22 protein-coding genes, 1 pseudogene and 1 riboswitch are annotated in these 22,686 nt (G+C 67.8%); of the genes and pseudogenes, 10 read left to right on the top strand and 13 right to left on the bottom strand.

The genetic code is table 11. The annotated features are described in order from the left end of the window. Positions 1 to 94 precede the first annotated feature (94 nt). Positions 95 to 215 (top strand): annotated as a pseudogene (locus ACGFR7_RS34140) (peptidase C39 family protein); the annotation flags it as partial. Here ACGFR7_RS34140 and ACGFR7_RS34135 read toward each other — a convergent pair. Then, a complete protein-coding gene (locus ACGFR7_RS34135; RefSeq protein WP_393326937.1) occupies positions 163 to 471 on the bottom strand; it encodes a tyrosine-type recombinase/integrase in 309 nt (102 codons plus the stop codon). The pseudogene ACGFR7_RS34140 and the gene ACGFR7_RS34135 overlap by 53 nt on opposite strands. 114 nt (positions 472 to 585) lie before the next feature. On the opposite strand from ACGFR7_RS34135, the gene ACGFR7_RS34130 reads away from it, so the two are divergent. After that, positions 586 to 963, top strand: a complete 378-nt coding sequence (locus ACGFR7_RS34130; protein WP_393326935.1) for a hypothetical protein — start codon at positions 586 to 588, stop codon at positions 961 to 963. A gap of 90 nt (positions 964 to 1,053) precedes the next feature. Here the strand turns inward: ACGFR7_RS34130 and ACGFR7_RS34125 are convergent, their stop codons facing one another. The 6 genes from ACGFR7_RS34125 to ACGFR7_RS34100 all read right to left on the bottom strand — a co-directional run bounded on the left by ACGFR7_RS34125 (position 1,054) and on the right by ACGFR7_RS34100 (position 7,468). Continuing rightward, positions 1,054 to 3,543: a type VII secretion system-associated protein gene (locus ACGFR7_RS34125; RefSeq protein WP_393326932.1), complete on the bottom strand. Its 2,490-nt coding sequence runs from the start codon at positions 3,541 to 3,543 to the stop codon at positions 1,054 to 1,056. Continuing rightward, on the bottom strand, positions 3,540 to 3,950 hold the full coding sequence (locus tag ACGFR7_RS34120; protein WP_393326930.1) for a hypothetical protein: 411 nt from the start codon (positions 3,948 to 3,950) through the stop codon (positions 3,540 to 3,542). Before ACGFR7_RS34120 ends, ACGFR7_RS34125 begins: the two co-directional genes overlap by 4 nt. After that, positions 3,947 to 5,752 carry a WXG100 family type VII secretion target gene (locus ACGFR7_RS34115; RefSeq protein ID WP_393326927.1) on the bottom strand — a complete coding sequence of 602 codons (1,806 nt, stop codon included), beginning with the start codon at positions 5,750 to 5,752 and terminating at the stop codon, positions 3,947 to 3,949. The genes ACGFR7_RS34120 and ACGFR7_RS34115 overlap by 4 nt, the downstream gene beginning before the upstream one ends. Next, a complete protein-coding gene (locus ACGFR7_RS34110; protein WP_393326924.1) occupies positions 5,752 to 6,360 on the bottom strand; it encodes a hypothetical protein in 609 nt (202 codons plus the stop codon). The genes ACGFR7_RS34115 and ACGFR7_RS34110 overlap by 1 nt, the downstream gene beginning before the upstream one ends. Beyond that, positions 6,357 to 6,845, bottom strand: a complete 489-nt coding sequence (locus ACGFR7_RS34105; RefSeq protein WP_393326921.1) for a hypothetical protein — start codon at positions 6,843 to 6,845, stop codon at positions 6,357 to 6,359. The genes ACGFR7_RS34110 and ACGFR7_RS34105 overlap by 4 nt, the downstream gene beginning before the upstream one ends. Positions 6,846 to 7,103: 258 nt before the next feature. Continuing rightward, positions 7,104 to 7,188: riboswitch (cobalamin riboswitch) on the bottom strand. Positions 7,189 to 7,312: 124 nt separating this feature from the next. After that, on the bottom strand, positions 7,313 to 7,468 hold the full coding sequence (locus tag ACGFR7_RS34100) for a hypothetical protein (protein ID WP_393326918.1): 156 nt from the start codon (positions 7,466 to 7,468) through the stop codon (positions 7,313 to 7,315). A gap of 86 nt (positions 7,469 to 7,554) precedes the next feature. On the opposite strand from ACGFR7_RS34100, the gene ACGFR7_RS34095 reads away from it, so the two are divergent. Further along, positions 7,555 to 8,295, top strand: coding sequence for an AzlC family ABC transporter permease (locus tag ACGFR7_RS34095; protein ID WP_393326916.1), 741 nt, complete (start codon positions 7,555 to 7,557; stop codon positions 8,293 to 8,295). Further along, a complete protein-coding gene (locus ACGFR7_RS34090) occupies positions 8,288 to 8,626 on the top strand; it encodes a branched-chain amino acid transporter permease (RefSeq protein ID WP_393326913.1) in 339 nt (112 codons plus the stop codon). The genes ACGFR7_RS34095 and ACGFR7_RS34090 overlap by 8 nt, the downstream gene beginning before the upstream one ends. 64 nt (positions 8,627 to 8,690) lie before the next feature. Here ACGFR7_RS34090 and ACGFR7_RS34085 read toward each other — a convergent pair whose 3' ends face one another. The 6 genes from ACGFR7_RS34085 to ACGFR7_RS34060 form a co-directional block, all read right to left on the bottom strand. Continuing rightward, positions 8,691 to 9,953, bottom strand: coding sequence for an Nramp family divalent metal transporter (locus tag ACGFR7_RS34085; protein ID WP_393326911.1), 1,263 nt, complete (start codon positions 9,951 to 9,953; stop codon positions 8,691 to 8,693). Positions 9,954 to 10,114: 161 nt separating this feature from the next. Then, positions 10,115 to 11,122, bottom strand: coding sequence for a VOC family protein (locus ACGFR7_RS34080; protein ID WP_393326908.1), 1,008 nt, complete (start codon positions 11,120 to 11,122; stop codon positions 10,115 to 10,117). 69 nt (positions 11,123 to 11,191) lie between these two features. Continuing rightward, positions 11,192 to 11,401, bottom strand: coding sequence for a 2-hydroxymuconate tautomerase (locus tag ACGFR7_RS34075; RefSeq protein ID WP_328388728.1), 210 nt, complete (start codon positions 11,399 to 11,401; stop codon positions 11,192 to 11,194). A 2-nt stretch (positions 11,402 to 11,403) separates the two neighbouring features. Then, a complete protein-coding gene (locus ACGFR7_RS34070) occupies positions 11,404 to 12,204 on the bottom strand; it encodes a 2-keto-4-pentenoate hydratase (RefSeq protein ID WP_393326905.1) in 801 nt (266 codons plus the stop codon). Positions 12,205 to 12,264: 60 nt separating this feature from the next. Next, positions 12,265 to 13,050: a 2-keto-4-pentenoate hydratase gene (locus tag ACGFR7_RS34065; RefSeq protein ID WP_393326902.1), complete on the bottom strand. Its 786-nt coding sequence runs from the start codon at positions 13,048 to 13,050 to the stop codon at positions 12,265 to 12,267. A 38-nt stretch (positions 13,051 to 13,088) separates the two neighbouring features. Beyond that, on the bottom strand, positions 13,089 to 14,573 hold the full coding sequence (locus tag ACGFR7_RS34060) for an aldehyde dehydrogenase (RefSeq protein ID WP_393326899.1): 1,485 nt from the start codon (positions 14,571 to 14,573) through the stop codon (positions 13,089 to 13,091). Between the two features lie 657 nt (positions 14,574 to 15,230). Between ACGFR7_RS34060 and ACGFR7_RS34055 the strand changes: the two genes are divergently transcribed. The 6 genes from ACGFR7_RS34055 to ahcY all read left to right on the top strand — a co-directional run bounded on the left by ACGFR7_RS34055 (position 15,231) and on the right by ahcY (position 22,550). Further along, positions 15,231 to 16,778: an FAD/NAD(P)-binding protein gene (locus ACGFR7_RS34055; protein ID WP_393326896.1), complete on the top strand. Its 1,548-nt coding sequence runs from the start codon at positions 15,231 to 15,233 to the stop codon at positions 16,776 to 16,778. 20 nt (positions 16,779 to 16,798) lie between these two features. Next, entirely contained in the window at positions 16,799 to 18,364 is a 1,566-nt protein-coding gene (locus ACGFR7_RS34050) for a 4-hydroxyphenylacetate 3-hydroxylase family protein (RefSeq protein ID WP_393326893.1), read from the top strand. A 67-nt stretch (positions 18,365 to 18,431) separates the two neighbouring features. After that, positions 18,432 to 19,031, top strand: coding sequence for a flavin reductase family protein (locus ACGFR7_RS34045; protein ID WP_393326890.1), 600 nt, complete (start codon positions 18,432 to 18,434; stop codon positions 19,029 to 19,031). Next, positions 19,021 to 20,235 carry a PLP-dependent aminotransferase family protein gene (locus ACGFR7_RS34040; protein ID WP_393326887.1) on the top strand — a complete coding sequence of 405 codons (1,215 nt, stop codon included), beginning with the start codon at positions 19,021 to 19,023 and terminating at the stop codon, positions 20,233 to 20,235. The genes ACGFR7_RS34045 and ACGFR7_RS34040 overlap by 11 nt, the downstream gene beginning before the upstream one ends. Positions 20,236 to 20,282: 47 nt before the next feature. After that, the gene (locus ACGFR7_RS34035; RefSeq protein ID WP_393326884.1) at positions 20,283 to 20,963 is read left to right on the top strand and encodes an RraA family protein; all 681 of its coding nucleotides are present in this window, start codon (positions 20,283 to 20,285) and stop codon (positions 20,961 to 20,963) included. Between the two features lie 117 nt (positions 20,964 to 21,080). Next, entirely contained in the window at positions 21,081 to 22,550 is a 1,470-nt protein-coding gene (ahcY, locus tag ACGFR7_RS34030; RefSeq protein ID WP_393326881.1) for an adenosylhomocysteinase, read from the top strand. The last annotated feature ends 136 nt before the right edge of the window (positions 22,551 to 22,686 follow it).

The following is a 22,686-nucleotide window of genomic DNA, read 5'->3' as shown; positions in this document are numbered from 1 at the left end:
GATCCCACTCCGCATTCGTCAGATCCCCACGGCCCATACAGCCAGCCTGACGCCAACACTCCACCCGCGTCAGGAGATCCGAGAAACAGTGCCTAAGCGCCATGACGCAAACGGCCAGGTCAAGAGCGGTTCGGGAGGGGGTCTGCTACCTCTACTTCCCGGCTAAGCCAGCACCAACTCAGCACCGAGTTCTCGCGGAGCTGGGAATCCGCTGAGCATGTGCACCCCGAAGGTGGCCTCGATGACCTGACGGCAGCGGTCACTGCCGTCGAGGGTGAGGTGGCCGTACCGGTCCACCGTGATCTTGATAGAGCTGTGGCCCATCCACCGCGAGACCTCGTGGAGGGGCACGCCGTTGCTCAGGGGCACGGTGGCCCATTTGTGCCGCAGGTCGTGCGGGTTGTAGCCGGGAAGCCCGAGGCGTTTCAGAGCCCGGTCCCAGGATTTACGGAAAAGGTCGGGGTAGATCATGCCTCCGGCCTGATTTCGCATGGGCAGCCGTTCGGCAAGCGGCTCCAGGGTGGCGGGCGCCGGTATATCACGCCATTCGCCCTCTTTCCGATGCTTCAAGGGAGCGTAGAGGGCATGCTCTGCCGGCATCTGGAGTACCTGCAGCGGCGCGGGGCAACTCTCCCCGGAGACCCGGCGCTTGTCGCCTCGGCGATCAGCAGCATGCTGTTGCAGTTCTCCTGTGTGTGGCTCGTCGCTGACGGGCGGGCCCCCGGTGGCACGGCCGAGGCCAAGAGGCCCACCGACGACGAGGCGATCGACACGCTGACCTCACTGATCCTTTACGGCATCGTGGCCCCGACGCCCGACGCCCGACGCCCGACGCCCGACGCCCGACGCCCGACGCCCGACGCCGGACGCGGGGCCACGAAAGGATCAGCTGGAGGAGTGAGCGGGCCGTCGGCCTTCGGTCACCGCCCGGACGGAGCCAGCGAGAACAGGCAGGTCCCGTGATCGAACGAGGGTGAAACGGACTCAAGGCGCAGGTCGGCCTCGGCCGCCGTATCGAAGATCCCGTCCTGGTTGGTCTGCTGCGGATGGGCGTCATTTTGCGGCGGCCTGGGTGTCACGCCACGACGGCAAGAGCTCGTCGAGGAGGGCCTCGGTGCGGGGCGGGAGGCTGCGGGCGCCGCCGCTGTGCTCGTGATGGCGGGCAATGAGCGATGCTGCTGTTGATGCGAGCTTGGCCGCATCGCCTGTGGCGTGTGCGGCGCGTAGAAGTTCGTTCCAGAGTCGCTCGTCCGTCGGCGTGGTGGTCAAGGCCGTGTGGAGGGCGTTGAGCGCTGCTGTCGGGTTGCCGGCCTCCAGGTGGTGGGCGGACAGGGCCAGTGCGACGTCTGCCACCAGCAGGGGCAGCTGGGCCTCGCTGATCTCGTGGGAAAGCCAGGTGTAGCGGCCCTGGGGGCGGTTGGCGAGCAGGGGGCCGCGGGCGAGTGCCAGGGCGTCGTTGAGCAGGCGTTCCCGTACGGGTGCGTTACTTGCGCCTCTGCCCGCGGTGGCCTCGTAGTGGAGGGTGCGGAGCACGTCGAGGTCGGAGACGACGGACGGTGCGAGGGTCAGCCGACCGGTGGTGTCGGTGCCGAGCCGCGGGCTTCCGTCGGGGTCGTTTCCCAGCCAGGTTCGCAGGCGTTCGATGAGGGCGTCACGGACATCCTCGGTTACGCCGCGGGGCCACAGCCCGGAGGCCAGAACGCGCGGGTGCACTCCTTCGCGATGGAGCAGGAGCATGACCAGCGCCTCGTGGAGAAGCGGGCTGTGCTCGGCGTCAGGTGCGTCGAGGCCGGTGATCTCGTAGGTGCCGAGAAGCCGTGCGTACACCGCGGGTCGTCCGCTCGGGGTGATGTCCACCATGAAATGCGGGGTGCCGGGGTCCGGGTCGCGGTCGTCGTCGGGTGTGGCGCCGGCGAAGAGTTGGACCACGGCATCGTGCTGGGCCCGGGGCAGGAGCTGGGCTTGCAGTTCCAGGCCGAGGAGTGGGGCCAGGAGGCGTCCGTCGGGGGTGATGTCGAGTTTCCAGGTCGCACCTGGCAGGCCGTTCTCCTCGGTGGCGGCCAGGTAGCTGATGCCCAGGCGGCCGGAGTCGGCAACGAGCTCGGCGATCTTCACTGCCTGATCCTCGGTCGGCTGTGCGGCGAGGAGGACCAGGTGGGGCGCCCATGGGGTCTGCTGTGCGGAGCCGGGGAGTACGGAGTCGTGGCCCGCCATGGCGAGGGCATCGCGCCGCTGCCGGGTTTCGGCGCCCATGGTTTCCAGCAGGGCTTCGACGTCGTCCAAGTGGCGGACGCGGGTGGGGTCGAGCGTGGTGAGTTCCGTGCCGAAGCCGACGAGGGTGATGGTCATCCGGTCCGACCAGCCGCTGGTGGCGAGTTCCGCGGCGACCGACGTGAGGACGGCGCTCCGGTCCGCGTGCGTGCCGGTGAGTGAGACGAGTCCGGGGACGGCTTCGAGGTTCAGCAGCAGGCGCGCGCCGTCGAGGCTGCCGAGGCTGACCAGGCCCGGGTAGGGGGCAGCAGTGCCGGTGTCTGTTTCGGGCACCGGGATGTCGGCCCGCTGGATGCGCCAGAACGTCTCGTTCCGACCGAGCTGCCATGGCGCCGGGGGCTTACCTGCGGGATGGGCGAGCTGGAGGCTGAGCTCGCTGTCGGTGAGCCGGGCAACGTAGACGGTCGGCAGGGCGCGCGAGGCGGCGGTCAAGGCGGAAGCCAGTCCCCGCAGGGCATGGTCGAGATCGCGTACGGCTTGCGGGTCGGCCCCGATGAGCAGCGCATCTTGGGTATCGGCGGCGACACCCGCCGGCCGGCGAAGCTCCGGGGCGCGGCGGCCCCCCGCGCCCATGGCGGACTGCCACAGGGCCGTGCGGCGTCGGCGGCCGAGCGCCGAGAGCAGGCCGGCGGCCAGCAGCGGGGCACCCACGAGGGCCTCGGGGAGGCCGGAGGACGAGGTGGAGGGCGAAGAGTTGGGGCCGGCGGTCTCGCCACCGGCTTGATTCCCGGCCTCCCCCGGGATGGTCAGGCTGACGCGGTGGCCGGGGTTGAGACGGACCGGGAGGCCGGTGGCGGCGAGGTGCTGGCCGGTCGCCTGTTGCCACTGGTGCCAGGTGTCGGGGGTGTGGGTGGGGTGGGTGAAGGCCGGGATGTAGCGGCTGCCGTCGTCCTCGACGACGGTGTAGAGGCCGGTCTGCCCCTCCTGGCTGAACAGGATGAGCGTGGCGTCGTGAAAGGCCGCGAGGAGTTCCTGTTCGCTGCCGTAACCGGTGACGGCGCGCTGCAGGGCTTGGTCCAGGGCGGTGGCAGGGGGCGGGAACTCCAACGCCGTCGGCGACGGGCGGTAGTTCTGGTTGTGCGTGAAGGAAACGAGCTGGCCGGCGCTGCCGACGGACCAGCCGCCGACGATGCCGTACGGGGGGACGGCGCCGTTGGGGTCGAAGTACGGGTCGATCGCGTACACGTAGCCGCCGCGCTGCTGTGCGGCCTGGGCGCGCAGAGCCTCGGTGACCGGGGGAACGGCGGGGGCAGGGCCGGCCGGGGTGGTCACAGCGACTGGCTCCACTGCTCTTCGAAGGCGATCTGCTCGGCGACAGTGGCCAGCGTCTCGCGGGGTGCGTCATGGAAGGTCTGGATGAGATCGGCGCGGGTGGGGCGAAGCCCGGGCCTAAGTAGGCAGACGAGGAAACCCCCCATGTCACGGCACATCCCGGAGGGCCAGGTGTCGCGACGCGAGCCGTTGACACCCAGGAGCCACCCCTGGGGTTCGATCTGCTCGCGGGTGCGGGTGAGCGCCTCGAAGCAGTCAGCTGCTCTGCCGGTGACATGCCCCCAAGGGCCGTCGGCGGTCACGGTGAAATCGTAGTTTCCGCCCTCCCAGTGCAGGACGGCGTCGGCCTGCTGGTCCCCGTTGAAGGCGAGGACGTCGAAACGGTCGGGGACCTGGTGGCCACTCATAGGGTCCATCCTTCGGGCAGTTGACTGGAGGGCGGTGCTTCAGGTGCGGGAGCGACGGGTTTTTTGGGGATATGAGGCTCGTAGTGGGGGTTCGGTATCCATTCTCCTTTGGTTCCGGTGCGGGGGTCGATCTCCCAGGCTCCCTTGATGTGCTTGTGGTCGATGCCGCCGGCGAAGGCGATCTCCTGGTCGATCTCGCGGTACTTGTTGTTCGGCAGGGTCCCATTGACGTCGATGCCGCCGGGGGCGTCGACCTCGTACCGGTAATTGGTTGCCCAGTTGGCATCGGGGTTCCTGGTGGTGCCCACGAAGGCCGACGCCTGGTTGCCTTCCACATAGCCATGAATGTTTGTGTTGGACGAGTCGCGTGGATGGAAGCCCTGGTCGAAGATCTCCCGGGGATGGCGGTTGTCGTTGCGGTACAGCGGCTCGTGGTCTTCGCGCCACACCGGCTTGTGGCTGATGCTGTCGACGTCGACGTTCTTGTCGACGGCTGCGGGAAGACTGCGAGGGTCGTCCGGATCAAGATCCTTACCCGCTCCGGCGTCGTCGGCGTGCTCGGCAGCATCATCGGCATGCGTTGCCGCATCATCGGCATGCCGAGCTGCGTCGGCCGCGTCATCGCCGTGCCCGGCAAAGCCGGCGGAGTCCTTTGCAGCGGTCTTGGCAGCGTCTTTGGCGGCAGCGCTTTCCATGCCGTGGGCGACGGCCTTGGCTCCGACCTTGCTCACGGCGCCTCCGCCGCCGAGGAAGTTCGTCGCGAAGGCGCCGATGGCCTGGTTGCGGTCGGTGCTCCAACCCTCGCCGATGAGGCCCTTGACCAGCTCGGTGGGGTGGTTGGCAGTGTGAATCAGGCCGCCGGCGACACTGGTGAGGTGGGTGGCGTAGTCGGCCGGGTGGGTCAAGTTGTAGGGATCCTGGGGGTTGACCGTGCGGACCAGGCGCAGCAACGAGGTGCCGGTCTTGACGATGCCGCCCAGCTGGTGCTCGGCCCCGACCAGCTCGTTTTTCACCGTGTTGCCGACTTCGCGCTTGAGGCGGTCCCAGCCTTGGGGCTCGGCAGGTGCCTGGCTGATGCCTCGGGCGAGCTTCACGGTCAGTTGGGCGCCGGCGCTGTCGCGCTGGCTGCGGGCCGCTTTGAGCAGGTGCTCTGCGGCCTTGCGTCCTTCGGCGCCGGGGTCGTGGAACGGGCCCGGCTTTTGCGGAGACTGGTGCCCGGCGGCGTCGGCCTGCTGGGTGTAGTCGTCGACCTTGCGCTGGTACTGCTTCAGGGCCGCCGTGGTCTGCTTCTGGGCATGCTTCCACCGTTCGACCGCCTCGCGGGCCTGCTTACCCGCCCACTCGACCGTGTCGGCGTAGTGATCCAGCGCAGTGGCCGCGTCCTCGAACGAGTCGGCGGCCCTCAGCCAGCGCTTGGGGTGGGTCTGCACCTTCTCGCGAAAGCGCTCAGCGGCCTTTCCGTGCCAGTCCGAGGGATCCATCTTCCGCAGCGCATTGCCGGTACGTTCGAAGGCCGCGCCCAACTTCTTCAACTGCCCGGCGGACTTACGGATGCTGCTCGCGTCCCCGTGCAGCAGCAGGGCGGGGTCGTCGGTCTCATTCAGCTCGAGCTCGCGGGTCTGGGCCCCCAGCTCCTTGGCCGCCCAGGAGCCGGCTGCGTCGGCCTTGTCGGCCCAGTCGTGTGCGCCCACGTCATCAAGCAGCTTCGCCGTACCGTGGGTGATGTTCTGCACCCCGTCGGCGAAGGTGTCGCGGGCAGACTGGGTGACGCGGTCCAGATCGTCGAAGTCGAAGAGGCCCATCACTTCCCCTTCGCCGCGGTGCCGGGGTCTTGCCCGTCGTCGTCACCGCCGAAGGGTGCGGAGACGACGGCCTTCGCCACCCCGATGTGGCCTCCGGTCACTCCGGTCTCAGTGACGTCCGTCCAGGCGTGGGAGAGGTTCTTCCGGCTCTCCTTGTAAGCGTCCTGGAAACTGTCCATGGAGTAGTCGGGGGTGTAGGCGTCCTCGATCTTGCCGCCCACCTGGCTCCAGGACATCTTCTCCGCCTTCTCCGAGGTCAGCGTCGGGTCCGCAGTCGCGGACAGCACCACGTCCTTGAGGACGCCCGTGCCGTATTCCTCCGCCTCCTGGTAGTAGCCCGCGTTCAGATCCAACGTCCCGGCCACGTCGTCGCCCTCGTCCAGGAGCGCCTGGACCTCCCAGCCCCAACGCTCGGCGAAGTCGTCCAGCATCTGAGAAGCAGCGGAGTGGCCCATCACGGTCGGCGACACCGACAGATCGGAGAAGCCCTGACCCGTGGTCGCCTCAGTCGCATCCGTGATCTTCTTCAGCTCGTCCAGCGCATCGTTGATGCCCTTGGACACCTGCTTCAGGATCTGCGGATCGACCCCGAAACCACCACCGCTCACCACGGGGCAAGCTCCCCCGCGGCGACGGATTGCCTATCGAGCGCAATCCGATCCGGCACGATTCCGGCGACGGGTGGCAGGAAGGCGCGAAGTCCGGAGGACACGTCCACCACGACGCCCATCGGAACCCGGTCCCGCTCCACCAGCCCAGGAAGCAGCTCCTGCAACAGCTCCTCACCGTCCACGCGCAGGTAGCGTACGTACCGGCCCAGTTCGGCGGGCAGTTCGCCGGGCTCGGCTGCCTCCCACTTCTGCTGCAGGAAGGCGTGCATCTCACCTGTGCTGGTGAACGCGAACAGCCAGCGGATGTCATCCAACTCGCCACTCCACGCGGCGCCCTCACCGAGCAGGGGGAGCAGAAGCTCCGCGCCCTGCGCGGCCTCGACCAGCGCCTGCGGATCCCCTTCACCCCGTGAGAACGCGCCCATCTGCGCGCGCAGTTCCGCCGTCCCTGCCGACAGCTCCCCGCCCATCCGGCTGTGCACCCCGCTTGTGTCGACCTGTCACGGCTTCAGCGCATGCCAGGCAGCGCGGTACGACAGTCACCACATGGCATGAGCAGGGGCGATACTAGATTGACGGCTGCGATCCCCGCGAATCGGGAGAGGACGCGAGTCCTTCCCGCAGGCGCAATCGGCGGCGACCCAGGCGAGGGGGAAGGGGGAGACCACGGCGCGTTCGGTCATGGCGCGGGCAAGGGGGTACACGCGTCCCATACGGTGGTGCAGGACGACGGTCCACGGGTCTGACTCCCCGCGGACCCACCCCTCTCGGGATGCTGCCGCGGCTCACAGTGGCGCGACCGTGCCGGATTCTCACCGGACTTCCGTCTCGCCGTCGTCGCGTTGTCGAAATGTCGACATGACCGTACCGTGCGCCGCTTCTCCGGCCAAGGGTGCGAATGCCGCATCACTCGGCCGGTGTCGGGAGGGCCGTCGGCGCCCGGTGGTGGTCAGGAGCAGGGCTTGTAGAAGTGCTTCCAGCCGTCGCCGGGCATGGCCGGCGGCTCTGATGTGGTGGCGAACTCGCCGTATTTCACCTGGAGTTCGTAGTCGTAGGTGCCCGGGCCGCTGCCCGGCTTCGACAGACGTACGTCCCGGTCCAACACCGGACACGGCGGGCCGCTCTTGCTCTTTCTGGATCAGGGCAACGACCAGCACGGGAAGGGGACATGGACCTACTAAAGTTGCGTCCATGTCATCACACATGCGTACGGCACGCGGCGAGCCCGCGCCGCCGCAGGACAGGAAGAGAGCGTCCGACATCCGTCAGGCGCTCGCGGAGACCCTGCCGGTCGGCGTGGGGATGTTCTCCTTAGGGATCACCTTTGGGCTGCTGGTCGTGCAGTCGGGGCTCGCCTGGTGGTGGACGCCCCTGTTCAGCGGGCTGATTTACGCCGGTTCGCTGGAGTTCTTGCTGGTCGGGATGTTGATGGCCGCCAGTCCGCTGGTCTCGATCGCCTTGACCACGCTGCTGGTCAATTTCCGGCATGTCTTCTACAGCCTGTCGTTCCCGCTGCACCGCGTCCGGGGCAAAGTCGCCAAGACCTACGCGGTGTTCGCCCTGATCGACGAGGCCTATGCGCTCACGGCGACCAGACCGGCCGACTCCTTCAGCAGCCTGCGGATCATCGCGACACAGGTGTCGCTGCAGTCCTACTGGGTCGGGGGCGGGCTGGTCGGTGCGCTGACCGGTCGGGCTCTGCCCACGATCGACGGCCTGGACTTCACCTTGACCTCGTTGTTCACCGTGCTGGCGATCGAGGCATGCCGGTCGGGACGGGACCTGCCCGCCCCGCTTCTGGCCGCGGGATGCGGCCTCTTCGCCCAGCTGGTGGCGCCGGGCCAGATGCTCGTGGTGGCGATGACTCTCTACGTTCTCACGCTGCTCGTGCGCTACCGCTTCACCCGGCCCCAGGAGCACACCAATGCCTAGCAACGGATACATGATCTCGGCGCTGGTGATCGTCGCGGCCATCACCTTCGCCCTGCGGGCCGTCCCCTTCGCCTTCCTCGGGCGGCTGCGCTCGTCGCAGGTGACCGCCTTCCTGTCCCAGCACATGCCGGCCGGAATCATGGTGATCCTGGTCATCTACCTGCTGCGCGGTGTGGACCTCACCACCAGCCCCTACGGACTGACCGAAGCAACGGGTATCGCCGTGACGACCGGACTGTATCTGTGGAGGCGCAATGTGCTGCTGAGCATCTTCGCGGGCACCGCTGCCTATGTGCTGCTTCTGCATTTCCTCCCGGCGGCACACGGCTGACGGACCCGTTCCCGTACTCCCGGGGGCCGGGTGCCGGGGCCGAAGGACGTCCCGTCCGTCGGGGTCAGCCCAGGAGGATCTGGCCGAGCAGGTAGAGGTTGAGGCCGGACAGGACGAAGGCCAGGACCGCTCCGGTCCCGGTGGTGAGCGGCCTGTTGACGTAACCGCCCATCAGCTTGCGGCTCCGTGTGAACATCACCAGGGGGACGAGGGCGAACGGGATGCCGAAGGAGAGCACCACCTGGGAGATGACGAGCACGGAGTCCGGTGAGAACCCGGCAGCCAGGGCGATCAGGGCCGGCGTCATGGTGACACCACGGCGCAGCAGCAACGGAACCCGGCGGCGGAGGAATCCCTGCATCACGACCTGCCCGGCGTAGGTGCCCACGCCCGAGGAGGAGAGCCCGGAGGCGAGCAGGGCCACCGCGAAGGCCAGCGCGGCCATACCGCTGACGGTCTGGCCGAGGGAGTGGTGAGCCGCTTGCAGGCTTCCGCTGTAGTCACCGCCGCGCCGGTGGAACAGGGCGACGGCGACACAGAACATCGCCAGGTTGATCAGTCCCGCCAGGCCGAGGCCAAAGACACAGTCGATACGCAGGCTGCGCAGCGCGACCCTCTTGGCGCGGGGGGTGCGCGGCGGCTGCCGCTGTGCGGTGATGGCGGAGTGCAGGTAGATCACGTGCGGCATGACCGTGGCGCCGATGATGCCGACCGCGAGGGTGAGGGATTCGGTGCCCGCGAGGCGGGGCACCATGCCCGCCGCAAGGCCGGTGGACGACTGACCGCCCAGCGCGAACAGTTGGTAGAGGAAGCCGAAACCGATCAGCGAGAGCAGGAAGGTGATGGCGACCTCGAAGGGGCGGTAGCCGCGGCGCTGGAGGGCGAGCACCGCAAAGCTGATCACCGCGGTGGCGACGCCCGCGGGGAAGAGCCGTACCCCGAAGAGCATGTTGAGGCCGATGGCCGCGCCGACGAACTCCGCCAGGTCCGTTGCGATGACGACCAGTTCGGCCTGCACCCACAGCATGCGTGATACCGGGCGCGGCAGGCTGCGGCGGCACAGGGCCGACAGGTCCGTCCCGGTCGCCAGGCCGATCTTCGAGGAGAGGTACTGGATGAACATGGCGACGGCATTCGCGACCACCAGGACCCACACCAGCAGATAGCCGAACTTGGCACCCGCCTGGAAGTTCGTCGCGAAGTTACCGGGGTCGACGTACGCCACCGCGGCGACGAACGCGGGCCCGTAAAAGGCCCGTCGGGTGCGTTTCACCTCGCTGTGGGCGCGCTGTTCCACCGACGATGTGGTGATCTCGGCTGTGGTCATCTGGGCTGTCCCCTCACGGTGTGTGCTCGGTTGGAATCACTCAAGCTCCTGCGGGCACCTGCGAGACCGCCTCCGTGGCATCCCCCTGAACGCACGGCGGCGCCGCCCCGGACCAGGCGTACCGTGCGCCTGGCACCGGGGCGGCGCCGCGTGGCAGGGCGTTACCGCAGGGGAGAGTCGGAATCCGAGTCGGAATCCGAGTCCGGGTCCGGGCCGACAGGCGGGGTGCCGTAGGTGAAGTAGGTCTCCTGCGGCAGGTTGGTGCCGCCGATCGCCGTCCCCGTATCGATCTGATCCATCGTCCAGGTGCGGGTCTCGAAGTCCGGTTCGAGTATCAGGATCCCCGGGTCCCCGAACAGCTCGATCCGGTTGCCGCCGGGCTCGAAGACGTACAGGAAGGAGCTCTGGGTGATGCCGTGCCGGTCCGGACCCGCCTCGATGGTGATGTCGTAGTCCCGGAACATCTCGGCCGCGTCGATGGTGTGCTGCTGCACTCCGTAGTAGAAGGCGACGTGGTGCAGCCGGCCGCGGGCTCCCCGCGCGTCCCGCATGACGGCGACGTCATGACTGAGGAGGCTGCTGCTCATCCACACGCCGGTCTCGACACTGCCGTCGACCACCCGCTCGTTGGTCCGCAGACCGAGGTGGCGCTCGAACGACTGCTTGACCGGTGTGACGTCACTGGCCAGCAGGTTGAGGTGGTCGATCCGCTTGACCGGCAGGCCCTGCAGCGGCTTCTTCGACGGCCGGCTGAGGATCTTGCTCCGCAGCTCCGGCGGAGACTTGTACTTCTCGGCCTCCCACAGCAGGCACATGTTGTGGCCGTCGGGCGTGTGGAACTCGTAGGTCTTGCCGTAACCGAACTCGTCCTCGGTCCACTTGCCGTCCTGGTTCCCGTCCCGCATCGACCGGACGCGGCGTTCCAGCGCCTCCGGCGACGAGGTCCGCAGCGCGGCGTGGTCCATCCGGGGCTCCGGGCCCTCGGTGATCTTCAGGCTCCACTGGTACGGGTCCTCATAGCCCCGCAGGTAGACCGACTGGCCCTCGCGCCTGGTCTCGTACATGCCCAGCAGGTCCTTGAAGAACCAGAGCGTGCCGTCCGGGTCCGGTGTGTGTAATTCCACCCGCGCCAAGTGGGCGATCTCGTGGCGGTACGTCTCTTCGCTCATGCTTCGGTGCCTTTCTCGGACAGCGGGAGCGGAACTTGTCAGCTGACTGGGCCGCCGGCTCCGGCAGACTCAGCCGGCGTCCTTCTTGCGGGCATTGCGTTCCTCGGTCGTGACGTCGCCGGCGGCCCAGTGCGCGGGATCGACCTCCCGGATGACCACCCGGATATTCGCCAGCGGGGCACCCACAGCGCGGTGCGCCGCTTCCGTCAGTTCATGGATCAGTGCACGGACCTGCTCCGGTGACCGTCCGGAGCCCAGGGTCACGTCGATGAACGGCATACTCAGCCTCCTGCGACGGTGATGGTGCCGAGAGTGGAGAAGTGCGCGGCGACGCTCGCGCCCGGCTGGACGTGGACCGCGTCGGTCATGCCGCCGGTGAGGACGACCGCGCCGGCTTCGATGGCAAGTCCGCGCTCGCCAAGGGCGTTCGCGGCGAGGGCAAGCGCCTCTGCCGGGTGCCCCTGCACCGCCGCGCCGGTGGCGGAGTCGACCACCTGGCCGTCGACCTCCAGCAGGCATGCCTCGTGCGCGAGGTCCATGCCCTCGGGGGAGCGTCCGAGGGGGCCGAGTACGAACAGCCCGGAGGAGCTGTTGTCCGCCACCGCGTCCGCCAAGGTGAACTTGAAGTCGTGGTAACGGCTGTCGATGATCTCGATGCCGCCGTAGACGCGGTCCACGGCACGAAGGGCGACCGCCGCGGTGATGCCGGGGCCCGCCAGCCGCTCCCGCATCACGAAGACGATCTCCGGCTCGGCCCGGGGGTGGATCAGCCGCTGCCGGGGCAGGGGGACGCCGGCCGGCAGCACCATGGCATCGGTCAGCCATGCCAGGGACGGTGCGTCGATCCCCATCCTGATCTGCTTGGCGCGCGAGGTGAGGCCGAGCTTGACGCCGATCAGCGTCTCGCCTCGCTGCAGCCGCTGGTGCAGCGCCTCGCGCTGCACCGTGTACGCGCCCGGCAGGTCAAGATCCGGCCAATGCGCGGTGATGGGCCCGCGAGCGGTGACCGAGCGCTCGGCGTCGAGCAGGACCTCGGCTGCGCGCCGGGCGTCGCCGGAGCGGATTTCCAGTGGCTCGGCCATGAAAGAGGCCGCCTCCTTCGATACGGACGGTAGGGCGAACAGCGGGTGAGGGAGTGCGGTTCAGCGTGCGCGCACGGCGGTCACGGCGCCCATGTCGGCCATGCTCGCGGTCACGGTGTCGCCGGGCTCGAAGGCGACGGCCGGGGTGAGGCAGGGGACGAGCACCACATGGCCGGCGGCGAGGGCGAAGTCCTCCTGGCGCACGGCATTCGCCACCCACACCAGGGCGTTGACGGGTGAACCGAGCGCCATGCCCCCCGCGCCGGTGGCGGCCACCTCTCCATTGCGGTGCACCACACAGCCGGACAGCCGCAGGTCCACGTCCGAGAGGGCTGCCGGGGTAGCGCCCAGCACGACGCTCCGGCAGCCGGCGTTGTCGGCGACCAGGTCGAGGACGGACGCCGGCCCGTCCTCGAACCTGGAGTCGGTGATCTCCAGGGCGGGCAGCACGCAGTCCACCGCGCGGAGGGCGTCGGCCACGGTGACCCGGGGACCGCGCAGCGGTTCACCCAGCACGAAGGCCAGCGCCGGCTCTATGCGGGGGCGGATGAAATTCCCGCCGCCCAGGGGTTCGTGGCCGGGAGGGAACATGCTGCCGGTGAGATGACCCAGAACCGGTTTTGATGTGTCCATATCCCGCTGCGCGGGAACGGACACCAGGCCGGCTTTGAATCCGCGCAGCGGGTCATGGTCCGAAACCCGCTGCCGCAGCTGCGCCCACTGGATTTCGTAGGCATCGGACCGGGAGGAAAGGGAACCGTCGCGCACGGCCGAGGGAACTGCCTTCCCGCTGCGGTAGGCACTGTTCAGATCCGCGGCGATGTCCTGCAAGGCATCTGATGTCATGGGGACTCTTTCAAGGAGGCGATCGTCGTTCCCGGGTGTCAGTGAATGCGCAGGACCACGGCGCGAGGTTCGGTGAAGAACTCACGCGAATGCGGCCCGCCTTCTCTGCCGACCCCGCTGATACCTTCGCCACCGAACGGCATGCGGAGATCGCGCTCGAAATAACAGTTCACCCATACCGTGCCGGCTTTCCAGCGGGCCGCCATCCGGTGAGCACGGTCGAGGTTGGTGGTGAACAGAATCCCGGCCAGCCCGTAAGGACTTGAATTTGCCAGGTGCAGTGCTTCCTGTTCGGTGTCGAACGGGATGACCGTCTCCACCGGGCCGAAAATCTCTTCCTGAGCTGTCCGGGTGTCGTTGGCCAGCCCGGTGATGACTGTCGGCGCGAAGTAGAAGCCACGGGACAGTTCGCCGGCTGTCACGGGTGATCCGCCGATGAGGACCGTGCCGCCTTCTTTTCGTGCCAGGTCGACATAGCCCTGAACCTTGTTCAGGTGCCGTTGCTCGATCAGCGGGCCCATGAATGTCTCGTGACGCTTGGGGTCACCGACGACGATGTCGGCCGCCTCCGCGGTGAAGCGCTCCAGGAAGGCCGGGAGAATCCCGCGCTGTACGAACAGCCGTGACCCGGAGAAACACACCTGGCCGTTGCCACCGAAGATCGCCTTGATCGACTCGGGTACCGCCACGTCCAGATCGGCATCGTCGAAGACGATGTTCGCCGACTTGCCGCCCAGTTCGGCGGAGACGGGGGTCAGCTGGGGCGCCGCGGCGGCCATGATCCGGGCTCCGGTGGCGCTGGAGCCCGTGAAGGTGATGCGGTCCACGCGGGGATCGCTGGTCAGCGGGCCGGCCACCTCTTCGGCGCCGAAGCCGTGCACGACGTTGAGCACGCCCTCGGGCAGCCCTGCGGCAGTGGCCAGTTGGCCGAACCGGGCCGCCGTCAGCGGGGTCTGCGGGGCAGGCTTGAGCACCACGGTGTTGCCGAAGGCGAGGGCGGGCGCGGCCTTCCAGGTGGCGAGCATGAGCGGTGCATTCCATGGACTGATCGCCGAGACGACGCCCGCCGGCGGACGGAGGGAGTAGCCGAGTACCGGGCCGTTGGGATATGCCTCATCGGTCGCCATCGCCGCGTAATCGGCGAAGAACCGTAGATTCTGGGCGACCCGGGGCATCTCCCCGTGCAGCGCCTGCCTGATGATCTTGCCGCTGTCCACGGTTTCCAGCATCGCCAGCTCTTCACGATGCGCGTCCACGGCGTCGGCCACATCGTGGAGAATCTTACGGCGTTCGCCGGGAGTCATTCTGGGCCACGGGCCCTCATCGAATGCCTTCCGTGCCGCCGCAATCGCACGCTCACCATCCACTGCGGCTCCTCTGGCCACAGTGCCTATCACCGAATTGTCGTGCGGATCCCTGGTCTCAAACGTCTTTCCGTCTGCGGATTCGACGGCCTGACCGCCGATCAGGTGACAGATTTCGCGATTCTCTGTCACCGCTCCCGCCCCGGCACCTAATGACACTGGAGATTGCCTCCTCAGCGCAGCACAAACATCACGCTCCGACCGCCGCGCTGAAAGGAAGCGGCGCGGCGGTGGGTGTAAGTGATGAGTCAGTTGCTTGTCACGGTTGCTTGTCACGGTTGCTCGTCGAGCCGGATTTACTCACGGCTTCGACAGATAGGCCCCCCACCCCGCAACCTCATGAAGGATTCTCAGAAACGCCTTCTTGCAAGTGCCGCTACATCCTCCACGGCGAGAACCGGGAGAGTCAAGATCCTCTTCGGTAACCGGACGACTACCCTTAGTGCTCCGGAGGGGAAGGCTCCGGTAATTGGGTGCGAGAGTTCCGCTTCTGCAATCGGCCGGCCGGCTGGCTCAAACCGGATTCTTCCGAAAAATCTTGTTGACTGCCCTCCTGCCCACAGGTAACTTCATGAGCACTGGTATCGACGGGGGTTGATGCTGCTCGATTGCAGCGATCCGTTTTCCTGTGCATGCTTCCACCGCATGCAATAACCCCTCGAATCTGTTCGGCCGGAGCGGTCGTGGATTGCCTTGCCGTCCGCCTCGGCCCAGAAATTATCTTCCCTATTACCGGTCAGATCACGCTGTCCACGCAGGCTGTCGGACTGTGCTCTAAAGCTTTAGGGGGACATGTCAATCATGGGCTCGAGTGCCATGAGCCGTAGCGTCGAGATAGGCGTAGTCGGGGGCGGGGCATCCGCGGTCTGCCTGCTCGACGCGCTCGCTCAGACCCACACACCACCGGGCGGCATCACAGTCTTCGAGCCGTCCCCGCATTTATGGCGTGGCCGGCCGTACCAGCCGGACCTGGAGACGGTCCGGGTGAACATCGCACCCGACGGAATGTCCGTACGCTTCGGCGACAGCGGCCACTTCCCGCGATGGCTCACCGAGCGGGACGCCACCGCCGGCTCCCGCACGGACTTCGTGGACCCGCTGAACCGGATACGTTTCGTACCTCGCGCTCTGTACGGCCGGTATCTGGAGGATGCGGCACAGGCGGCGTTGGCGCAGCTCCGCGAGCGCGGTTGGCGCATCGACATCGTCCGGGAGGCGGTGTCGAGCGCGACTCCCACCGACGGGAAAGTGGCCCTGGGCACGCGGAGCGGCCGGCAGGCCGTGGTCGACTACACCGTGTTATGCGTGGGCCGCGGGCAGCCCGGCGACCCGTACGCGCTGACCGGCACCGAAGGGTTCGTGGCCGACCCCTACCCGCTGTCTCACTCCCTCTCACACATCGGCCCCGAGGACACCGTCGGCGTGATCGGCAGCGGTCTGACGGGCATCGACGTGGTCCTCTCGCTCGCCAACGGCGGGCACCGCGGCCGCATCCTGCTGCTCTCGCGCAGCGGAGTGCTTCCCCTGGTACGACAGAGCCCGCTCCCGCACACCCTGCGGCACTTCACGGCCGAGAGGTTCCGTGGCGCGGCGGCACGCGGCGAGACGCTGACGGTCGATGAGCTGGTCCGTACGATGCGTACGGAGTTCAGCGCGGCCGGCGAGGACTTCGACTCGGTGGCCAAGGAGATAGCGGCGCTCACCGAAGAGGACCCGGTGCAGCGACTGCGCCGGCACCTGGCCGAAGTACACTCCCCGCGCCGCGGGTTGCGCATCCTCCAGCAGGCGGTGCCGGCCACCGGGCCGGACATCTGGCCGCTCCTGCCCGAGCACGAGAAGGCCGAGCTGCTGCGCACGCACTACCGCTCGGTGATGAGCCTGTGCTGCCCGATGCCGCCGACAGCGGCGGCCATGGTCCTGGACCTGATCGACGCCGGGCAGCTGGAGATCGTTTCCGGTATCCGGCACATCGAGCCGTCGGGCGGCGGAGCCTTCACCCTGCGCACCGGCGACGAGCGGCCGGCCTACCGCGCCGACCGCCTGGTCAACGCGGTGAGCCCGTCTTCCGGCAGCCTGCCGCTCAAGGCCGAGAACCTGATCGCTTCCCTGACCGCGGCCCGGCTCGCCCAGCGGCATCCGCGCGGCGGGGTGAGGGTGGACCGGCCCACCAGCCGGCTCGTGGTGGAGGGCACGGCCGACCCCCGGCTGTACGCCCTCGGTGACCTCGCCTCGGGCAGCCTGTTCTTCACCTTCGGTCTTCCCTCGATCGTCGACCGCGCCTACGACATCGCCGACGCCATCCACGCGGACGTCAGGGGAAGAGCGTCCTCCCTGTGCGGGGCCGACGTACTGCAGATCACCTGACCATTGCCTGGAGGAATGCCATGACCTCAACGGTCCCGCTGCCGGAACCGGCCGGTGCGCGTAACGATGTCCGCCCCATGACGGGCGACGAGTACCTGGACTCGCTGCGCGACGGCCGGGAGATCTATATCTACGGCGAGCGCGTCGAGGACGTCACCACCCACCCCGGTTTCCGCAACAGCGCACGCTCCATCGCCAGGCTCTACGACGCGCTGCACGCGCCGGAGGCCGAAGGGGTGCTCCGGGTACCGACCGAGACCGGGAACGGTGGGTTCACCCACCCCTTCTTCAAGACCGCGCGCTCCACGGACGACTTGGTCGCCTCCCGTGACGCGATCGTCGCATGGCAGCGGATGGTCTACGGCTGGATGGGCCGCACGCCCGACTACAAGGCCTCCTTCCTCGGCACCCTGGGAGCCCACTCGGACTTCTACGGGCCGTTCAAGGACAACGCGCTGCGCTGGTACAAGCAGGCCCAGGAACGGGTGCTGTACTTCAGCCACGCCCTGGTGCACCCGCCCATCGACCGGGACAGGCCCGCCGACGAGACGGCGGACGTCTGTGTCCACGTCGAGGAGGAGACCGACGCCGGCCTCGTCGTCTCCGGCGCCAAGGTGGTCGCCACCGGCTCCGCGCTGACCAACCACAACTTCGTTGCCCACTACGGCCTTCCGGTGCGCGACAAGCGGTTCGGTGTCGTGTTCACGGTGCCGATGGACGCACCGGGGCTGAAGCTGTTCTGCCGTGCCTCCTACGAGATGATGGCCACGGTGATGGGGAGCCCGTTCGACTTCCCGCTGTCCAGCAGGCTGGACGAGAACGACGCCATCATGGTCATGGACCGCGTGCTCATCCCCTGGGAGAACGTGTTCATGTACGACGCGGAGGCGGCGAACTCCTTCGCGAACGGCTCGGGCTTCGTCGACCGCTTCACCTTCCACGGCTGCACCCGCCTCGCGGTGAAGCTCGACTTCATCGCCGGCTGTGCGATGAAGGCGGTGGAGATGACCGGCACCTCCGGCTTCCGCGGGGTGCAGGCGCAGATCGGCGAGATCCTGAACTGGCGTGATCTGTTCTGGGGGCTGTCCGACGCGATGGCCAAGTCGCCGGTCTTGTGGGTGGGCGGTGCCGTGCAGCCGAACGTGCGCTACGGCATGGCGTACCGGACCTTCATGGGCATCGGCTACCCACGCATCAAGGAGATCCTGCAGCAGACGCTCGGCAGCGGGCTCATCTACCTCAACTCGCACGCAAGCGACTGGAAGAACCCCGAGGTGCGCCCCTACCTGGACAAGTACCTCCGGGGCTCCAAGGGGATCGAGGCGATCGACCGGGTCAAGCTGCTGAAGCTGCTCTGGGACGCCGTCGGCACCGAGTTCGGCGGTCGCCACGAGCTCTATGAACGCAACTACGGGGGTGACCACGAGGCCGTCAGGTTCCAGACCCTGTGGGCCTACCAGGAGTCCGGGGACGCCGATGCGCTGAAGGGCTTCGTGGACCAGTGCATGGACGAGTACGACGTCGATGGCTGGCGGCGCCCGGACCTGTTCAACCCGGACGAGCTGTCATTCGTCCGCGGCCGCTGACCCCCGGCCGGCCCGGGCGCGTAACCGCGCTGCCGGCGCCGGCCCCGGCAAGCAAGGAGATCCCGTGATGGACAGCAACGGTGCCGCCGACACCGACACCCGCGACGACGCGAGCCCGGCGCGATTGCGCCAGGCACTCGGCCAATTCGCCAGCGGAGTCACCGTGGTCACCACCGTGACGGGTGAGCAGGGCAACCTGCACGCACACGGCATGACCGCGAACGCCTTCACCTCGGTCTCCCTGGACCCCCCGCTCGTGCTCATCTCGGTAGCCGCCGAAACCGCCACGCACCGGCGGATCGCCGGGACCGGCCGCTACGGGATTTCCATTCTCAGCGAGGCGCAGGCTCCGTTGTCGAAGCACTTCGCGGGCGGTACGCAGCGGCCCGAACTGGTCCGCTTCGTGTGGCGTGACGGCCTTCCCCTGCTGGCCGGCGCACTGGTGCACCTGTCCTGCGCGGTCCGGCAGTCCCACCGTGCGGGCGATCACACCCTGTTCGTCGGGGAGGTCGAAGGGCTCTGGTGCGGTTCGGGGCCGCCTCTTGTGCATTTCCGAAAGCAGCTGCACACGCTCGACATCCCTCATCGCGACGAGATACCGGCGTGGCACGGCGCCGGGGACCTTCTCGCCGAGGAGCAGACAGAAAGGCCCGTTCATGTCCGTTGACCTCGGTGTCCGCCCCTGGGACCAGCTGTTCGCCCGGCACGTGGCCGGTGACACCGGTGACCAGATCACCGCCATCCTCAATCAGTCCGGCAGCACGGACGCGATCACTCTCTCCGGGGGCTTCCCGCATCCGGAGACGTTTCCCACCCAGGCCATCGCGGAGAGCTTCCCGCGGGTGCTGGAACAGTCCGTCGCCCTGCAGTACAGCCCCACCGCGGGACTTGACGGCCTGCGGGACTGGTTCTCCGGCTGGCTCGGTGCGCAGGAGGGCGTCCGCCCGGCCGAGAACGAACTCTGTATCACCAGCGGGGGCATGGAGGGCATCGGGCTCATCAGCCGGTGTGTGCTCGACCCGGGTGACCGCGTCGTCGTGGAAGGGCCGACGTTCTTCGGCGCGCTCGTCGGATTCCAGCGGACCATGACGCAGGTGGAGGCCGTGCCCGTCGACGACGACGGCCTCGACGTCTCCGCGTTGGAGCGGCTGCTGGCCACCTCGTCGGGTCCGGTGCCGAAGATCGTGTATGTCATTCCGGACTTCCAGAACCCGAGCGGTCTGAGCATGTCGGTCGAGCGCCGGCACGCCCTGGTCGCGCTGGCGCGGCGGCACGGAATCCTGATCGTCGAGGACGTCGCCTACCGGGAACTGGGATTCGACGGGGAGCGGCGGCCCAGCCTGTGGGCCCTGGGGCCGGATGTGGTGGCCCAGGTGGGCACCTTCGCGAAGACGTTCGCTCCCGGCATCCGGATGGGCTGGGTGGCCGCGCCGGCCGAGCTCGTCGGCCAGCTGCTGCGCGCCAAACAGAACACGGACCAGTGCACAGGAGCGCTGGGGCAGTTGCTGCTGGAGGACTACGGGCGCTCGGGCAGGTTCGACCAGGGGATCGCCTTCTCGCGGAAGTTCTACCGTGAACGGCGCGACATCATGGTGGACGCGTTGCGCACGCATCTCCCCGAGAGCATGACCTTCACCCGTCCCCTGGGCGGCTTCTTCAGCTGGATCACGGCGCCCGCTCACCTGGACACCGTGGCGCTCCAGAAGCAGGCACTCGCCGAGAAGGTCACCTATGTCCCCGGCGCCGCGTTCTATCCGGACGGCCGTGGCCACAACCAGCTGAGGCTGGCGTACAGCCGGGTTCCCGACGAGAAGATCACCGAGGGAGTGCGCAAACTGGCGGGCGTGCTCGACCGGGCGGGCGGGGCGTAGTGCACCCGGCAGCGGGACATCCGGCACCGAACGGAGAGGACGTAAAGATGCAGACCGTTCACCATGAGCTCGTTCGGCCGGCCCAGGAGAAGGTCGACGCGCTGCGGGCGCTGCTGTTGCCCGAGTACAGCCCGAGCTGCCTGGTCGCCGATGCCGGGCCACGGATCGGCGCGATCGGCGGACTGCTGTCGGTCAAGCGGGAACACCGCGCCATCGGCCCCGCGCTCACGATCGACCTTCCGGAAGACGGCCTGGTCGACATTCTGCCGGTGCTGCCGACGGCGAAGCCCGGCGACATCATCGTGCTCGCCTGCCACGGCAACACCCGGATGGCGATGTGGGGCGGGCTGATGGCGACCCTTTCGCAGATGGCCGGAATCGCCGGTGCCGTCGTCGATGGTGCCATTCGCGATGTCGACGAATTGCGGGACCTCGACTTCCCGATCTGGTACCGGGCCACCATGCCGCGTCGCTGCCCTCCCGCGGCACCGCCGGACGCCGACGGGCCCGTGCAGGTCAATGTGCCGGTCCGCATCGGCGGGGAACTGGTCGAACCCGGCGACATCGTGGTGGCCGAGGAGAACGGGGTGGGCGTGGTTCCGCCGCAGCTCACCGACGAGGTGATTGCGGCGACAAAGCAGCTTCTCGCCAAGGAAAGCAGCATCCGGGACCAGATCAACGACGGCGCCACACTGGCCGAACTCCTCGCTCAATTCGGCCATCTTTAACTGCCGATCTCGTAGTGTCCTCGGGCGGCGCCCTATGCCATGCTCGCAGGTGCAACGTGCTTGTCAGGAAGATGAATTGATGGGACATCACTCGTGTTACGAGACAAGGAGAATGACGTGACGGCTAGCTTGACCGTCGACAGCGCCGGATCGGTCACCGACTTCAAGGTTGCCGATCTCTCCCTTGCGGCGCTCGGCCGCAAGGAGATCGAACTCGCCGAGCACGAGATGCCCGGACTGATGGCGCTGCGCCGGGAGTTCGGCCCTGAGCAGCCGCTGGCCGGCAAGAAGATCGCCGGCTCGCTGCACATGACCGTCCAGACAGCGGTGCTCATCGAGACGCTGGCCGCGCTCGGCGCCGATGTCCGCTGGGCGAGCTGCAACATCTTCTCCACACAGGACCAGGCCGCCGCCGCGGTGGTGGTCGGCCCGGACGGCACCGTGGACGAGCCGGCGGGCAGCGCCGTGTTCGCCTGGAAGGGCGAGACGCTGGAGGAGTACTGGTGGTGCCTGGAGCAGGTGATGACCTGGCCGGACGGCTCGGGGCCGCACTCCATCGTCGACGATGGTGGTGACGCCACCCTGCTGGTGCATCTCGGGGCCGAGTACGAGGCGTCGGGTGTGGTGCCCTCCGCCGACGAGAACGACCCGGAGGACCACCGGCTCCTGCTCGACACCCTGCGCCGTTCGCTGGCCGACAACCCCACGAAGTACCGGGAGATGGCCAAGAGCATCGTCGGTGTCACCGAGGAGACCACCAACGGCGTCAACCGGCTGTACCAGCTGGCGCGGGAGCACAAGCTGCTGTTCACCGGGATCAACGTCAACGACTCGGTGACCAAGAGCAAGTTCGACAACAAGTACGGCATCCGGCATTCCCTGGTCGACGGCATCAACCGGGGCACGGACGTGATGATCGCCGGCAAGCTCGCGGTGGTCTGCGGTTACGGCGACGTCGGCAAGGGTGCCGTCGCTTCGCTGCGCGGCCAGGGCGCGCGCGTGGTCGTCACGGAGGCCGACCCGATCTGCGCGCTGCAGGCCGCGATGGACGGGCTGCAGGTCGTCACGCTGGACGACGTGATTTCCTCCGGTGACATCTTCATCACCACGACGGGCAACCGCGACATCATCATGGCCGACAGCATGGCCAAGATGAAGCACAACGCGATCATCGGAAACGTCGGGCACTTCGACAACGAGATCGATATGGCCGGTCTCGCCAAGGTCTCCGGCATCAAGAAGATCGAGATCAAGCCGCAGGTGCACGAGTGGGTCTTCCCCACCGGCAAGTCGATCATCGTGCTGAGCGAGGGCCGGCTGCTCAACCTGGGCAATGCGACCGGACACCCGAGCTTCGTGATGTCCTGCTCGTTCGCGAACCAGACGCTGGCGCAGGTCGCGCTGCACACCAAGGGCGAAGAGTACGAGACCAAGGTCTACACGCTGCCCAAGCATCTTGACGAGAAGGTCGCGCGCTTCCACCTCCCCGCTCTCGGCGCCAAGCTCACGGTGCTCACCAAGGTGCAGGCCGAATACGTCGGCGTCGACGTGGAGGGCCCCTTCAAGCCGGATCATTACCGCTACTGAGCCGATGCGTTCGTGCATAGGTGCATAGGTGCATAGGTGCATAGGTGCATAGGTGCATAGGAGACTCCTGCGCCGGTCGCTGCACAAGGGAACGTCCGTTTCCGGTTTGCCGGGAGCGGACGTTCCCTTGTCGCTG

Source organism: Streptomyces sp. NPDC048516 (genome assembly GCF_043199875.1).
GTDB lineage: Bacteria > Actinomycetota > Actinomycetes > Streptomycetales > Streptomycetaceae > Streptomyces.
This window is presented reverse-complemented; position numbering and strand designations above follow the sequence as displayed.